This is a genomic window from Pseudomonas sp. FW305-70 (genome assembly GCF_058783925.1).
Genome location: NZ_JBYSYZ010000016.1, coordinates 71290 through 87259 on the forward strand (window position 1 = coordinate 71290; position 15970 = coordinate 87259).

The 15970-nt window shown below is 60.1% G+C and carries 10 protein-coding genes and 1 pseudogene; 7 read left to right on the forward strand and 4 right to left on the reverse strand.

Going from position 1 to position 15970, the window contains the following annotated elements:
* Nucleotides 1-71 precede the first annotated feature (71 nt).
* The 3 genes from AC3WN7_RS14755 to AC3WN7_RS14765 all read right to left on the reverse strand — a co-directional run bounded on the left by AC3WN7_RS14755 (nt 72) and on the right by AC3WN7_RS14765 (nt 3360).
* Nucleotides 72-1250 carry a vWA domain-containing protein gene (locus AC3WN7_RS14755; protein ID WP_102673864.1) on the reverse strand — a complete coding sequence of 393 codons (1179 nt, stop codon included), beginning with the start codon at nt 1248-1250 and terminating at the stop codon, nt 72-74.
* Between the two features lie 12 nt (nt 1251-1262).
* Nucleotides 1263-2108: an AAA family ATPase gene (locus AC3WN7_RS14760; protein ID WP_007984829.1), complete on the reverse strand. Its 846-nt coding sequence runs from the start codon at nt 2106-2108 to the stop codon at nt 1263-1265.
* A gap of 148 nt (nt 2109-2256) precedes the next feature.
* On the reverse strand, nt 2257-3360 hold the full coding sequence (locus tag AC3WN7_RS14765) for a DUF748 domain-containing protein (protein WP_442963890.1): 1104 nt from the start codon (nt 3358-3360) through the stop codon (nt 2257-2259).
* Nucleotides 3361-3460: 100 nt separating this feature from the next.
* On the opposite strand from AC3WN7_RS14765, the gene cysK reads away from it, so the two are divergent.
* From cysK to AC3WN7_RS14785, 4 genes and pseudogenes are all read left to right on the forward strand, one after another.
* A complete protein-coding gene (gene cysK, locus AC3WN7_RS14770; RefSeq protein ID WP_095963773.1) occupies nt 3461-4435 on the forward strand; it encodes a cysteine synthase A in 975 nt (324 codons plus the stop codon).
* 220 nt (nt 4436-4655) lie between these two features.
* Nucleotides 4656-5594 (forward strand): aspartyl/asparaginyl beta-hydroxylase domain-containing protein, encoded by a 939-nt coding sequence (locus AC3WN7_RS14775; protein ID WP_095963774.1) that lies wholly within the window; start codon nt 4656-4658, stop codon nt 5592-5594.
* Nucleotides 5595-5967: 373 nt separating this feature from the next.
* Nucleotides 5968-6831 carry a DMT family transporter gene (locus AC3WN7_RS14780; protein ID WP_095963775.1) on the forward strand — a complete coding sequence of 288 codons (864 nt, stop codon included), beginning with the start codon at nt 5968-5970 and terminating at the stop codon, nt 6829-6831.
* A 153-nt stretch (nt 6832-6984) separates the two neighbouring features.
* Nucleotides 6985-7293, forward strand: a pseudogene (locus AC3WN7_RS14785) (aldehyde dehydrogenase (NADP(+))); the annotation flags it as partial.
* A 131-nt stretch (nt 7294-7424) separates the two neighbouring features.
* Here AC3WN7_RS14785 and AC3WN7_RS14790 read toward each other — a convergent pair.
* Nucleotides 7425-8333 (reverse strand): DMT family transporter, encoded by a 909-nt coding sequence (locus AC3WN7_RS14790; RefSeq protein WP_095963776.1) that lies wholly within the window; start codon nt 8331-8333, stop codon nt 7425-7427.
* Nucleotides 8334-8514: 181 nt separating this feature from the next.
* Here AC3WN7_RS14790 and aceK point away from each other — a divergent pair, with 181 nt between their 5' ends.
* The 3 genes from aceK to AC3WN7_RS14805 all read left to right on the forward strand — a co-directional run bounded on the left by aceK (nt 8515) and on the right by AC3WN7_RS14805 (nt 15721).
* Nucleotides 8515-10224: a bifunctional isocitrate dehydrogenase kinase/phosphatase gene (gene aceK / locus AC3WN7_RS14795; RefSeq protein ID WP_102673862.1), complete on the forward strand. Its 1710-nt coding sequence runs from the start codon at nt 8515-8517 to the stop codon at nt 10222-10224.
* 119 nt (nt 10225-10343) lie between these two features.
* Nucleotides 10344-14255, forward strand: a complete 3912-nt coding sequence (gene hrpA, locus AC3WN7_RS14800) for an ATP-dependent RNA helicase HrpA (RefSeq protein ID WP_102673861.1) — start codon at nt 10344-10346, stop codon at nt 14253-14255.
* 344 nt (nt 14256-14599) lie between these two features.
* Entirely contained in the window at nt 14600-15721 is a 1122-nt protein-coding gene (locus AC3WN7_RS14805) for a beta-ketoacyl-ACP synthase III (protein WP_095963779.1), read from the forward strand.
* Nucleotides 15722-15970 lie beyond the last annotated feature (249 nt).

Genomic DNA, 15970 nt, shown 5'->3' on the forward strand with positions numbered 1-15970 from the left:
ACCTGTGTCGTGCACAAAACCAATGTGGGAGCGGGCCTGCTCGCGAAGAGGCCTTCACAGGCGACGGATTTCTACTTGGAAAGAAACCGCATCCCTTCCTCCAACCCCCGCAAGGTCAACGGATACATCTGGTCATCGATCAAGTCCCGCACAATATTGGTCGACGAGGTATAGCCCCAGGTGTCCTTCGGATACGGGTTGATCCAGATGAGCTTCTTGTACTTTTCCTTGAACCGCTGCATCCACACGTAACCGGCTTCTTCGTTCCAGTGCTCGACACTGCCGCCCGCCTGGGTGATTTCATAGGGCGCCATGGCGGCGTCGCCGATGAAGATCACTTTGTAGTCGGCGCCGTACTTGTGCAGCAGGTCCATGGTCGAGGTGCGCTCGGAGGTGCGGCGCATGTTGTTCTTCCACACCGATTCATAAATGAAGTTGTGGAAGTAGAAGTACTCCAGGTGCTTGAACTCGGTCTTGCAGGCCGAGAACAATTCCTCGCAAATCTTCACATGGGCGTCCATCGAGCCGCCGATGTCGAACAGCAGCAACAGCTTGACGGTGTTGCGCCGCTCCGGCCGCATCTGGATGTTCAGCAGGCCGGCATCCTTGGCGGTGTGGTCGATGGTGCCATCGATGTCCAGCTCTTCCGCCGCGCCCTGGCGGGCGAACTTGCGCAGGCGGCGCAGGGCGACCTTGATGTTGCGCGTGCCCAGTTCCACCGAATCGTCGAGGTTCTTGTATTCGCGCTGGTCCCAGACCTTGGCGGCCTTGCCCTGGCGCTTGCCGGCATCGCCGACCCGGATGCCTTCCGGGTTGAAACCGCCGGAACCGAACGGGCTGGTGCCGCCGGTACCGATCCATTTATTACCGCCGGCGTGACGTTCCTTCTGTTCCTCGAGGCGTTTCTTGAACTCTTCGATCAGCTTGTCCAGGCCGCCGAGGGACTGGATCGCCGCCCGTTCTTCGTCGGTCAGCGAGCGTTCGAATTCCTTGCGCAGCCAGTCTTCGGGGATCAGTGCCTGAAGATGGCCGTCGAGCTTTTCCAGGCCATTGAAGTAGGCACCGAACGCCCGGTCGAACTTGTCGAAATGCTTTTCGTCCTTCACCAGGATCGCTCGGGACAGGTAATAGAACTCGTCCATGTCGGCGAAGGTCACGCGCTGTTTCAGCGCGTTGATCAGGTCCAGCAGCTCGCGTACCGAGACCGGCACCTTGGCTGCGCGCATTTCATTGAACAGGTTGAGCAGCATGGCATCAGCCTCTTAGCGGGTGCCGCGACGGCTCATGAACGCCAGACGCTCAAGCAATTGCACGTCCTGTTCGTTCTTCACCAGGGCGCCGGCCAGTGGCGGGATGGCCTTGGTCGGATCGCGTTCGCGCAGCACCGCTTCGCCGATGTTGTCGGCCATCAGCAGCTTGAGCCAGTCCACCAGTTCGGAGGTCGAAGGCTTTTTCTTCAGACCCGGCACCTTGCGCACGTCGAAGAACACGTCCAGCGCTTCGCTGACCAGGTCTTTCTTGATGTCCGGGTAGTGCACGTCGACGATCCGCTGCATCGTCACGCGATCCGGGAAGGCGATGTAGTGGAAGAAGCAGCGGCGCAGGAACGCGTCCGGCAGCTCTTTCTCGTTGTTTGAGGTAATGATGATGATCGGGCGCTTTTTCGCCTTGATGGTCTCGTCGATCTCGTAAACGTAGAACTCCATCTTGTCGAGTTCTTGCAGCAGGTCGTTGGGGAATTCGATGTCGGCCTTGTCGATTTCGTCGATCAACAGGATGACCCGTTCTTCGGATTCGAAGGCTTCCCAGAGCTTGCCCTTTTTCAGGTAGTTGCGAACGTCGTGGACCTTTTCCGTACCAAGCTGCGAATCGCGCAGGCGGCTGACCGCGTCGTACTCATAGAGGCCCTGGTGAGCCTTGGTGGTGGATTTGATGTGCCAGGTGATCAGCTTGGCGCCAAAGGATTCGGCCAGTTGCTCGGCGAGCATGGTCTTGCCGGTGCCCGGTTCGCCCTTGACCAGCAATGGCCGCTCCAGGGTGATGGCGGCGTTGACCGCCAGCTTCAGGTCATCGGTGGCGACGTAGGCCTGGGTGCCTTCGAACTTCATCTGCTAATCCTCGAACGGTAACGCCGACCTGAACGAGGCAGGGCGGGGGGCGCAATAAAAAGGGTCAGCGCCGACTATAACGCGCTGCCCGGTCGACTGTGAACGCAGACGGCTTATTCAGTCTCTGAATGGGGCGTCACTTAGTGACCTAGCCTGCATCCGGCTTGGGCCGTTCATACCGCGCATTGAACGCCTGGATGAAACCATTGCGTAAAATCTGCAAAAAAGCCTGGAACGCGCTGACATCCTTCTGGTGAACGTTGCCGCTGAGTTCGACCTTTGTCGCAAACTGGTTTTTGCCCTGGTTTTTCAGGACAGTCTCGGTTCCACCGACGAGGGCTTCCCATATCGAACGGAACAGCCCTTTGTCCTTGTTTTCCACATCCTGCTGCCAGTTGAACACGTCAACATCGCGCATCAGCGGCTTGATATAGCCGGTCAGTCGGCCCTTGTTGGCCTGGGCTTCGATCACCACGTCGCCATGGCCGGCATTGAAGTCGAACTTGCCGTAGGCCGCGGCGAAGTCGTTCAGGCGCTTGAGTTCGATATCCGTGGTGCGCAAGCGAAACTCGAAGTCTTCGAAGTCGCTCAACGGATCGAAAGTGGCCGAGGTTTCCAGTGGTGCGTGCCCCAGCAGCAAGGCTTTGCCTTCAAAGCGTGCGTCGCGTTTGCCTTTGGTGTCGACCACGTTGGTCAGGTTGAAAATACGGGCATCCACCTTTGTGGCGTTCATGTTCACCGGTGGTTTGGAGTTGAAGTTGCGAAAACTGATCTTGCCGTCGTTGATCCGCACTTCGTTCAGGGTAATGGGCAGCAGCTTGCCTAATTGGGCACGCCAGTCGGTGCCCTGGCCGGTCTGGGAATTTCGCTTGTTGGCGCCGTCGACGAAGTTGACCTCGGGCGTGATGAACTGCACTTCGGCCACCACCGCGTGGTCGTGCCACAGGGAGTGCCAACTCACCGAGAGGTCGATCAATGGCGCATTGACGAAAGGCACCGGAACCTTGCCATCGACCTTGACGATTTTCAGTCCGTTGATCTTGTAGGCGCCGCGCCACAAGGCCAGGTCCACGTCGGTGATCTGGCCCCGGTAGTCGCCCATGTCCGCCAGCCTCTCATTAAGGTAATCGCGCACCAGATAGGGCAAGGCGATGTGCAACGTTATCAGCAGTACAACGAGGCCGATGAGGGTCCACAGGGGCCAGCTGTATCGACGTTTCATGGCGGCAAATCTCTGGCGATCTAAAGCCATTGACTGCACTGACAGGCGGACGTTCGACCCGACTGGACGCCTGCGGGCAAGTGGGCTTACCTTGATGCCCTATTTCAATGCTGTCGTTAAGGACCCAGCCATGAGCCGCATTTTCGCTGACAACGCCCACTCCATTGGCAACACGCCGCTGGTGCAGATCAATCGCATTGCGCCGCGTGGTGTGACCATTCTGGCCAAGATCGAAGGGCGCAACCCCGGTTACTCGGTCAAGTGCCGGATCGGCGCAAACATGATCTGGGATGCCGAGAGCACTGGCAAACTCAAACCGGGCATGACCATCGTCGAACCCACCTCCGGCAATACCGGTATCGGCCTGGCGTTCGTGGCCGCCGCCCGTGGCTACAAACTGATGCTGACCATGCCGGCGTCCATGAGCATCGAACGTCGCAAGGTACTCAAGGCACTGGGTGCCGAGCTGGTGTTGACCGAACCGGCCAAAGGCATGAAGGGCGCTATCGAAAAAGCCGGTGAAATTGTTGCCAGCGACCCGTCGAACTTCTTCATGCCGGCGCAATTCGACAACCCGGCCAACCCGGCCATCCACGAAAAAACCACCGGCCCGGAAATCTGGAACGATACCGACGGCGCCGTCGACGTGCTGGTGGCAGGCGTCGGAACCGGTGGAACCATCACCGGGGTTTCACGGTATATCAAGAATACCCAGGGCAAACCGATTCTCTCGGTGGCGGTGGAGCCGGCGGTGTCGCCGGTGATTACCCAGGCCCTGGCCGGTGAAGAAATCAAGCCGAGCCCGCACAAGATCCAGGGCATTGGTGCCGGATTTGTGCCGAAGAACCTCGATTTGTCGATCGTCGACCGGGTAGAACTGGTCAGTGACGAAGAGTCCAAGGCCATGGCCTTGCGCTTGATGCAGGAAGAAGGAATCTTGTGCGGGATCTCCTGCGGCGCTGCCATGGCAGTGGCCGTAAGATTGGCGGAGACCCCGGAAATGCAGGGCAAGACCATCGTCGTGATCCTGCCGGATTCCGGTGAACGTTATCTGTCGAGCATGTTGTTCAGTGATCTGTTTACCGAACAGGAGAACCAGCAGTAAGCGCTGAACTTTGGCGGATCGTCGCTGGCGGTGGTTGATGATGGATTCGCATCAGCCGCCGTTCAGGTGCCACATGTTAAGAAATGCTTTGTTGCACATTCGTTAACATTGAATGTTGAAAAGTGCAGGTTTTTCACCGGTTCGGCAGTGTTTATCATGCCGCAAACCACGCCGGGCAATGGGCGTGGTGCAAAGTCGCTTATCTTCAAAGGAGTTGTTGATGACCTTTTCGTTTGCCGCGAAAGCCTCGTTGTTGCTGCTGTTTCTCGGCAGCACCCTCTATGTGCACTTACGCGGCAAGGCACGTCTCCCGGTTTTGCGCCAGTTCGTTAACCATTCGGCACTGTTCGCACCCTATAACGCATTGATGTACCTGTTTTCCGGTGTGCCTTCCAAACCGTATCTGGATCGCAGCAAGTTTCCCGAACTGGATGTGCTCAAGGACAACTGGGAGGTGATTCGCGACGAAGCGATGCACTTGTTCGACGAGGGCTATATTCGTGCGGCGGCAAAGAATAACGACGCCGGTTTTGGCTCGTTCTTCAAGAAGGGCTGGAAGCGTTTCTATCTCAAGTGGTATGACAAACCGCTGCCTTCTGCCGAAGTCTTGTGCCCGAGAACCGTGGCATTGGTCAGCAGCATTCCCAACGTCAAGGGCGCTATGTTTGCGCTGCTGCCGGGCGGCAGCCACCTCAACCCGCATCGCGATCCGTTTGGCGGCTCCCTGCGTTATCACCTGGGGCTGTCCACCCCCAATTGCGATGATTGCCGCATCTTTGTCGACGGTCAGGTTTACGCCTGGCGCGATGGTCAAGACGTGATGTTCGACGAGACCTACGTGCACTGGGTCAAGAATGAAACGCCAAAGACCCGGGTCATCCTGTTCTGCGATATCGAACGTCCGTTGAGCAATCGCTTCATGACCGGCATCAACCGCTGTATCAGCGCCTGGCTGGGTCGCGCCACCGCCCCTCAGAACCTGGATGACGAGCGTGTGGGCGGGATCAACAAGGCCTACGAGTGGAGCAAGAGCTCCAGCGATAGATTCAGTGGTGTGGTCAAGCAATGGAAGCGGCGCAATCCCAAGGCCTACCGTGTACTGCGCCCGGTGCTGGCGGCGGTGGTGTTGACGTTGTTGGGGTATTGGTTGTTTGGTTGAAGCCGGATACGGCCTTTTGACCAACTCGTTGCAATCCATGTCGAACGCTGGTTATAGTCGGCGCACGGTGAGTTTCGGACTCGCTTTTTATCCCTCGAGCAAAGATCAGCCCAATGCCTGCATTCCTCCTCAACGCGGTAGTCGATTCAGCGGTCAACGCTGGCGTCGTGCCGTGCGGGAATCTGCAGCCCGGGCAGATCAGTCATTACCCCCCACCTGTCAGTAGCACGCCGGTGTGCGCAGTCGTATCACCGCCAGGCGTTGGCATTTCGGGCTGATCAGCTGTCTTCTGCTGTTCCCGCGCCCGCCTGAAAAAACTACTGGATTTCAGCTTTTGCTGAGTTGGCTTGTTGCCTGACTACAGGTGGTATTCATGTTTGTCCTTTCGAAAAAATCCGCGCTCGCGGCGGCGTCCACGAGCCTGTTCGTGCTGCTGTGGAGCAGCGGGGCGATCTTCTCCAAATGGGGGCTGGCCCACGCGTCACCCTTCGCCTTCCTGATGTTTCGTTTCGTCATCGCGCTATGCGGGCTGGTGTTGCTGGTGCCGTTGTTCAAGCTGAAGTTGCCCAAGGGCGGCAAGCCGATGCTGTACGCGATGGCCACCGGCGTGGTGTTGTTGGGGGCCTATCAGATTTTCTATCTGCTGGCCCTGGACCTGAAAGTCACCCCCGGGGTGATGGCGACCATCATGGGCGTGCAGCCGATTCTCACGGTGGTGCTGATGGAGCGTCAGCGTTCCTGGAGCCGGATGTTCGGTCTGGTCCTGGGTCTGACTGGTTTGATCATGGTGGTCTATCAGGGCATCGGCCTGGCCGGGATGTCGCTGGCCGGAATGCTTTTCGGTCTGCTGGCGCTGGCGAGCATGACGTTCGGTTCGATCATGCAGAAACGCATCACTGAAAATCCCCTCGGCACGCTGCCGGTGCAGTACCTCGCCGGGCTGTTGTTGTGCGGGATTTTCGTACCTTTCCAGCCGTTTCACTTCGAACACAGCAGCGGTTTCATCCTGCCGGTGCTATGGATGGGGCTGGTGGTGTCGGTGCTGGCGACGCTGTTGCTGTACCGCTTGATCGCCCGGGGCAATCTGGTGAACGTCACCAGTCTGTTTTACCTGGTGCCGGCGGTGACGGCGGTGATGGACTATCTGGTCTTCGGCAACCGCCTGGCGCTGTTGAGCCTGTTCGGCATGCTGTTGATCATCGTCGGGCTGGTGTTTGTGTTCCGTAAAACAGCGTAGGCCGGGCAAGACAATCAAAAGATCGCAGCCGTACCTGTAGGAGCTGTCGCAGGCTGCGATCTTTTGCCTGTCATTTGCTCAGCGCATGCTCGGCCCGTACCGAATGCATGAACGCCTGCATCGCCGACGATTGAATGCGATGACGCCGGGTGTGGCGAGGCCGACGAACTGCTGGAGTACCGCTGGCTGGCAGAACTGTTGCAAGAAAAGGTCGGGCGGATCCTGCTCAACGGCTATCCGACCGGGGTCGAAGTCTGCGAGTCCATGGTGCATGGCGGGCCGTATCCGGCGACATCCGACTCGCGGGGCACTTCGGTCGGCACCCTGGCGATCGATCGCCTCCTGCGGCCGGTGTGCTTCCAGAATTATCCGGACGCGCTGCTGCCCGAGGCGTTGCAGAACGGCAATCCGCTGGGGATTCGGCGGTTGGTGGATGGGGAGGTCAGTGATTCATCCTTGTAGTGCCTGAGCGGACGCCTTCGCGGGCAAGCCCGCTCCCACAGTATTTGATGTCGTACACAAAATTTGTACGCGACATCGAACCCTGTGGGAGCGGGCTTGCCCGCGAAAGCGTCATCCGCGACGCAACAATTCTACCGTTCAGCCACCAAACCCGGCTTCACCGCAGCCGGTTTCAACACCAGCCACAACGCCAACGCAATCAACACCCCGCCATAGATATGCGCCATCGACAGCGGTTCATCGAGAAACAGCGCTCCCCACAACACGCCAAACAGCGGGATCAGGAAGGTCGTGGTCATCGATTTCACCGGACCGATCGAGCTCAGCAGCCGGAAGTAAATAATGTAGGCAAACGCCGTGCAGCCCAGCCCCAATCCCAGCAACGACAGCCACACGCTCCAGCCGCCCCAGCTCGCCGGTGGCTGGCTGATCACGCTGTAGCCGAACAGCGGCAACAGGAACAAGGTCGCGCCAAGCATGCTGCCCAGTGCCGACAAACGACTATCGAGACCGCCGGCCTGATCGAGCCAGCGGCGGGCCAGGAATCCGGCAAATCCGTAGCACGTGGTGGCGAGCAGGCAGGCGACGGCCCCCATCAGCAGTGACATGTCGAACGCCACCGGACCGGCACGGGTCAGCACGCCCACGCCGAACAACCCCAGGAACACGCCGCCGAGCTTGGCGCCAGTGAGCCTTTCATGGAAAAACAGGCCGCCGATCAGCACGCCCATCAAGGGGGTCGTGGCATTGAAAATCGACGAGTAACCGGCAGGCAGCACCTGCGCGGCAACGGAGTACAGGGTCGCCGGGATGCCGGAATTGATCACCCCGAGCAGCATCACGGTCTTGAGTTTGCCCTTGAAATCCCAGCTGATGCGCATCAGGCCAAGAATCACCAGCAACCCGACGGCGGCAATCGATACGCGGAAAAACGCGGTGGGCAGGGAGCCGATCACCGGGGCGATGATGCGCATGAACAGAAAACTCGCACCCCAAATGGCCGCCAGGGACAGTAAACGGAAAATATCGACGGGGTTCACAGCGCGTTCCTTCCATGATGAAGGGGCGAAAGTGTTGCTGAGTGCGTGATCGATGGCAACCGAAAACCGGGCATTGAACTCTTCAGGGTGTCGATGACGCGGCGCCTGGAAAATTACGCTTCTCCTGCACCCGCTTCACTGGCTAAGCTCAAGCCTCCCGAATTCCCGCAGAGGTCTCACCATGCCGCAGCAATGGCCAGCCGCCGACATCGCCCGCTTGATCCTCGATGGCTTTGACGATTACCGCGAGCATTTCCGGCAGATCACCGACGGTGCCCGAGCTCGCTTCGAACAGGCCCGGTGGCAGGAGACGCAATCGGCGTCGGCGGCGCGGATCAATCTGTACGAAGATAAAGTCAGTGAAACGGTGGAGCGACTGCGCACCGCGTTTGACGCCGAAACTCTGGACGTCAGTTGCTGGCCACTGGTGAAAAGTGCCTACATCAGCCTGATCGACCTGCGCTTCGACGATGAATTGTCCGAGACCTGGTACAACTCGATCTTCTGCGGGCTGTTCAGCCATGACCTGATCAGCGACGGCTGCATGTTCATCCACACCACCCGGCCGAGCCTGCGCCGTGCCCGGGCCGCGCAAACCCGCACCTACAAGCCGCAAGGCCAACTGTCGGCGATGCTTGCCAGCATCTTCGCCGACTACCGCTTCAGCGAGGATTACGCCGACCTGTCCGGTGACCTGAAACGCCTCGAAGCGCAATTGCGCGAGAACCTGCCGGACTGGGTGTGCAAGGACCCGGAGCTGAGCGTCGAGCTGTTTTCCTCGGTGCTGTACCGCAATAAAGGTGCGTACCTGGTGGGGCGCATCTACACCGCCGACGAGCAATGGCCGCTGGCAATTCCCTTGCTGCACCTGGAAGGTCGCGGCATCCAGATCGATGCGCTGATCACCGACGAAGCGGACGTCTCGATCATTTTCTCCTTCACCCGCTCGTATTTCATGGTGGATGTGCCGGTGCCGGCGGAGTTCATCGGCTTCCTGCGGCGCATCCTGCCGGGCAAGCACATCGCCGAGCTGTACACCTCGATCGGCTTCTACAAGCACGGCAAGTCGGAGTTCTACCGGGCGCTGATCAATCACCTGGCTAACACCGACGACCAGTTCATCATGGCCCCCGGCGTGCGCGGCATGGTCATGAGCGTGTTCACCCTGCCGGGTTTCAACACCGTGTTCAAAATCATCAAGGACCGTTTCTCGCCATCGAAAAACGTCGACCGCGCCACGGTGATCGAAAAGTACCGCCTGGTGAAGAGCGTCGACCGGGTCGGGCGCATGGCCGATACCCAGGAGTTCGCCGACTTCCGTTTCCCGCTGAGCAAGTTCGACCCGGCGTGCCTGGAGGAATTGCTGGACGTCGCGCCGTCCACGGTGTCGGTCGAAGGCGACACGGTGCTGATCCGTCACTGCTGGACCGAACGGCGCATGACCCCGCTGAACCTGTATCTGGAAAACGCCAATGAGGCGCAGGTGCGCGAAGCCCTGGAAGACTACGGCCTGGCGATCAAGCAACTGGCGGCGGCCAACATCTTTCCCGGTGACATGCTGTTGAAGAACTTTGGCGTCACCCGTCACGGCCGGGTGGTGTTCTACGACTACGACGAAATCTGCTTTCTCACCGAGGCCAACTTCCGCCACATTCCACAACCGCGCACGCCGGAAGACGAGATGGCGTCCGAACCCTGGTACTCGATCGGGCCGCTGGATGTGTTCCCGGAAGAGTTTCCGCCGTTCCTGTTTGCCGACTCGGGGCAGCGCAAGTTGTTCGATCAGTTGCATGGCGAGTTGTACAACGCCGATTACTGGAAGAGCCTGCAGGAGGCGATTCGGGCGGGGAAGGTGATTGATGTGTTTCCGTATCGGAGGAAGCAGCAATAAGCTGCAAGCTTTAAGCTGCAAGTGAGAAGCCGCATCCAACTTATAGCTTGAGGCTTTAAGCTTGCAGCTGCTTCTCTGTTACTCTTGCAGCTTTTGGCTTACAGCTTGCTGCTGCTTCTATGACCGACGAATCGCCCTCCATCGACAAACTGCTGAAAAACCTTGATCACGCCATGCTCGCCGACCGCCACCGGCTGCGGCGGCAGTTGCTTGAGCTGCGCAAGAAACCCGACGAGGCCAAGCTGGGCCAGTGGGTCACGCGCATGCAGGCGTCCTGTGACCAGGTGCTGGCGCGCCGCGCCAGCCTGCCGGTGATTCGTTACGACGACAGTTTGCCGATTGCCGCCAAGCGCGACGAAATCAAGAAGGCCCTGGAAAAACATCAGGTGCTGATCATCGCGGGCGAGACCGGCTCGGGTAAAACCACCCAGTTACCGAAGATCTGCCTGGAGATCGGTCGTGGCCAGCATGGCTTGATCGGTCACACCCAGCCACGGCGGATCGCCGCGCGCAGCGTGGCCAGCCGGGTTGCCGAAGAGCTGGGCACGCCGCTGGGTGCGCTGGTCGGCTATCAGGTGCGCTTCGAGGACCAGAGCGATTCCAATACCCTGATCAAACTGATGACCGACGGCATCCTGCTGGCGGAAACCCAGAACGACCGCTATCTGGAACGCTACGACACGATCATCGTCGACGAAGCCCACGAACGCAGCCTCAACATCGACTTCCTGCTCGGTTACCTGAAAACCCTGCTGCCGCGCCGCCCGGACCTGAAGGTCATCATCACCTCGGCGACCATCGACCTGGAGCGTTTCTCCAAGCATTTCGACGACGCGCCGATTGTCGAGGTGTCCGGCCGTACCTTCCCGGTGGACACCTGGTATCGCCCGCTGACCCTGGAGCAGGACGAAGAGGGTAACCGCGTCGAGGACGACCTGACGGTGGATCAGGCGATCCTCGCCACCCTCGATGAAATCGCCGCTTATGAGCGCAGTGAACGCCGCAGTCCCGGTGACGTGCTGGTGTTCCTGCCCGGTGAACGCGAGATTCGCGACGCCGCCGACATGCTGCGCAAGGCCCAGCTCAAGCACACCGAAATCCTGCCGTTGTACGCGCGCCTGTCGCCGGCCGAGCAGCAGCGGATTTTCCAGTCGCACCCGGGGCGACGCGTGGTGCTGGCGACCAACGTCGCGGAAACCTCGCTGACCGTGCCGGGCATCCGCTACGTGATCGACAGCGGCACCGCGCGCATCAGTCGCTACAGCTACCGGGCCAAGGTCCAGCGCCTGCCGATCGAAGCCGTTTCCCAGGCCAGCGCCAACCAGCGCAAGGGCCGGTGCGGACGGGTCGAGCCGGGCATCTGCGTGCGCCTGTACAGCGAAGAGGATTTCCTCGGTCGCCCGGAATTTACCGATCCGGAAATCCTGCGGACCAACCTCGCAGCGGTCATTTTGCAGATGTTGCACCTGCGCCTTGGCGAGGTCAGCGCGTTCCCGTTCATCGAGCCGCCGGATGGCAAGGCCATCAGCGACGGTTACAACCTGCTGCAGGAACTCTCGGCGGTGGATCGCAACAGCCAGTTGACCCCGCTCGGTCGCCAATTGGCACGACTGCCGGTGGACCCGCGCATGGGGCGCATGTTGCTGGAAGCGGCGAAGCTCGGCAGCTTGCAGGAAGTGCTGATCGTCGCCAGCGCCATGTCGATCCAGGACCCGCGCGAACGGCCGCCGGAGCGTCAGCAAGCGGCGGATCAGGCCCACGCCCAGTGGAAAGACGCCGACTCGGACTTCGCAGGGCTCGTCAACCTGTGGCGCGGATTCGAAGAGCAACGCCAGGCGCTGACCGCCAACCCGCTGCGCAACTGGTGCCGCAAGAATTTCCTGAATTACCTGCGCCTGCGCGAATGGCGCGACTCCCATCGCCAATTGAGCCTGATCTGCCGCGACATGCAGCTGAGCCTCAATAAAGAGCCGGCGGATTACCCGAAACTGCACAAAGCGGTGCTGGTGGGGTTGCTCAGCCAGATCGGCCAGAAAACCGAAGAGGGCGATTACCTCGGCGCGCGTCAGCGGCGGTTCTGGATTCATCCGTCGTCGGGCATCGGCAAGAAGCGTCCGCAGTGGCTGATGACCGCCGAACTGGTGGAAACCACCAAGCTCTACGCGCGCATGGTGGCGAAGATCGACGCCGACTGGATCGAACCGCTCGCCGGGCACCTGATCAAGAAAAACCACTTCGAACCCCATTGGGAGAAGAAGCGCGGCCAGGTGGTTGCGTTCGAGCAGATCACCCTGTTCGGGTTGATCGTGGTCGGCCGGCGGCCGGTGCATTACGGTCCGGTGGACCCGGTGGTTTCGCGCGAATTGTTTATCCGCGAAGCGCTGGTGCGCGGCGAGATCCAGTCCAAAGCCAAGTGTTTGACCGCCAACAAGCAGTTGCTGGAACAACTCGACGAACTGGAGGCCAAGGCCCGCCGTCGTGACATCCTGGCTGATGAAGAAACCCTGTACGCCTTCTACGACGCGCGCCTGCCGGCGGAGATTCACCAGACCGCGACCTTCGACAGCTGGTACCGGATCAACAGCCAGAAAGATCCGCAGCTGTTGATCATGCGCGAAGAAGACGTGCTGGCCCGTGAAGCCAGCGAGGTCACCGCACAGCATTACCCGGATACGCTGCACATCGGCGATCTGGAGTTGGCCCTCAGCTACCACTTCGAACCGAACCATCCACGGGACGGCGTGACCCTGCGCGTGCCGGCACCGCTGTTGCCGATGCTGCCGCCGGAGCGCCTGGAATGGCTGGTGCCGGGTGTCATCGAAGCCAAGTGCATTGCCCTGGTGCGCAACCTGCCCAAGACCCTGCGAAAAAACTTCGTGCCGGTGCCGGACTTCGTCAAGGCCGCCCTGCAGCGCATGACCTTTGCCGAGGGCTCGCTGCCCCAGGCCCTGGGGCGCGAGTTGCTGCGCATGACCGGAGCGCGGGTCAGCGATGAAGCCTGGGCCGAGGCGGCGCAGCAGGTCGAAAGCCATCTGCGGATGAACCTGGAAATCGTCGACGGCCAGGGCAAGTTCCTCGGTGAAGGGCGTGATCTGGCCGAGTTGACGGCGCGTTTCGCCGAGGCCAGCCAGGCCGCATTGGCGGTGCCGCAAACCGCTAAGAGCCAGCAGCCGGTGGAGCCGAAAGTCTTCGCCGCCGTGGCCGAGAAAACCCAGCAAAAGATTGCCGGACTGTCGATGACGGTCTATCCGGCGCTGGTGGAAGAGGCGGGCACGGTCAAGGAAGGGCGCTTCTCGACGCCGGCCGAAGCCGAGTTCCAGCATCGCCGTGCCCTGCAACGCCTGCTGATGCAGCAACTGGCCGAGTCGGCAAAGTTCCTGCGTGGCAAGTTGCCGGGCCTGACCGAGCTGGGCCTGCTGTACCGCGACATGGGGCGTGTCGATGCGCTGGTGGAAGACATTTTGCTGGCCAGCCTCGACAGCTGCATTCTCGAAGGTGAAGACCCGCTGCCACGCGATGGCGCCGGATTGGCGTCGCTGGCCGAACGCAAGCGTGGTGCCTGGACCGAGCACGCCGAGCGCGTGGCGAAGCTGACCCTGGAAATCCTCAAGCTCTGGCATGGCCTGCAAAAACGCTTCAAGGGCAAGATCGACCTGGCACAGGCCGTGGCCCTGAACGACATCAAGCAGCAGCTCAGCCACCTGGTCTATCCGGGGTTTGTCCGGGAAACACCGATGCAGTGGCTCAAGGAGTTGCCGCGTTACCTCAAGGCCATTGAGCAACGCTTCGAAAAAATCGCTGCCCAGGTGCAGCGCGACCGGGTCTGGAGCGGCGAATTGAGCGGCCTGTGGACGCAATACCAGACTCGCGCCAGCAAACATGCCCAGGAAGGCAAGCGCGATCCGCAGCTGGAGTTGTATCGCTGGTGGCTGGAGGAATACCGGGTTTCGCTGTTTGCGCAACAGTTGGGAACCAAGGTGCCGATCTCCGACAAGCGCCTGAGCAAGCAGTGGAGCCAGGTCGAACCCTAGACCTGATACCACTGCAATACCCTGTGGGAGCGGGCTTGCCCGCGAAGGGGCCGTCAGTTTCAACATCAGCGTTGACTGACCCATCGCATTCGCGGGCAAGCCCGCTCCCACAGGTTGCTGTGGTGCCTGTAGCAAAGGGTTCATCCAGCAAAAAGGCGCCAAAACCCAAGGTTTATGGCAAACTTCGCGACCATAAACGCCGGTTTCGCGACCTGGAGCCTTCGGCCAGGTGGCGTCACGGAATAAAGCGATGCCAGGTTTGCGTCCCCGGACGGGAATAGACCCTTTGCGTGTTGGTACGACGGTACCAATGCTTTCTGCCTGAACAGATTAGAGACACGACCATGCATAACGTCGTCATCAGTGGCACCGGCCTGTACACCCCGGCCAACAGCATTTCCAATGAAGAGCTGGTCCAGTCTTTCAATACTTACGTCGCGCAATTCAACGCCGACAACGCCGACGCCATCGCACGCGGTGAAGTGCAGGCATTGACCGAGTCCAGTGCCGCATTCATCGAAAAAGCCTCCGGCATCAAAAGCCGCTTTGTCATGGACAAGGACGGCATTCTCGACCCGCAGCGCATGGCCCCGCGCCTGCCGGAGCGTTCCAACGACGAGTGGTCGGTGCTGTGCCAGATGGCCATTGGCGCGGCCGAACAAGCCCTGCAGCGTGCCGGCAAGACCGCAGCGGACATCGACGGCGTGATCGTCGCCTGCTCCAACCTGCAACGTGCCTACCCGGCCATTGCCATCGAAGTCCAGGAAGCGCTGGGCATCCAGGGTTTCGGTTTCGACATGAACGTGGCGTGCTCCTCGGCGACTTTCGGTATCCAGACTGCCGCCAACAGCGTGCAACTGGGCCAGGCCCGCGCGGTCCTGATGGTCAACCCGGAAGTCTGCACCGGCCACCTGAACTTCCGTGACCGCGACAGCCACTTCATCTTCGGCGATGCCGCCACTGCGGTGATCATCGAGCGTGCCGACCTGGCGACGTCCAAGTATCAGTTCGACATCGTCAGCACCAAGCTGCTGACCAAGTTCTCCAACAACATCCGGAACAACTTCGGCTTCCTCAACCGCGCTGCGGAAGAGGGCATCGGCGCCAAGGACAAACTGTTCGTGCAGGAAGGCCGCAAGGTGTTCAAGGAAGTCTGCCCGATGGTGGCCGAGCTGATCGCTGAGCATCTGCAAGAGAACCAGCTCAACATCAGCGATGTGAAGCGCTTCTGGCTGCACCAGGCCAACCTCAGCATGAACCACCTGATCGTCAAGAAACTGCTGGGCCGCGATGCGACCGAACAGGAAGCCCCGGTGATTCTCGACACCTACGCCAACACCAGTTCCGCCGGTTCCGTGATTTCGTTCCACAAGAACCAGGACGATCTGGCCGCCGGTTCGCTGGCCGTGCTCAGCTCGTTCGGCGCCGGTTACTCGATTGGTAGCGTGTTGCTGCGCAAGCGCTGATTCTGCGATCTTTTTTTGCGTGGGCTTTTGTGGTGAGGGAGCTTGCTCCCGTTCGACTACGCAGTAGTCGCAAGATCGGTTGATGCGGTATGTCTGGTGAATCGCGGTGGCTGAGTTCGGGACCGCTTCGCAGTCCAGCGCGAGCAAGCTCGCTCGCCACAATTGAATGGGTGCAGTCTGGGATATGAAAACAGTCTCGCGTTGATGCATCGGAGGATGATGGGGACCGATACATCAACGCCAGGCTGT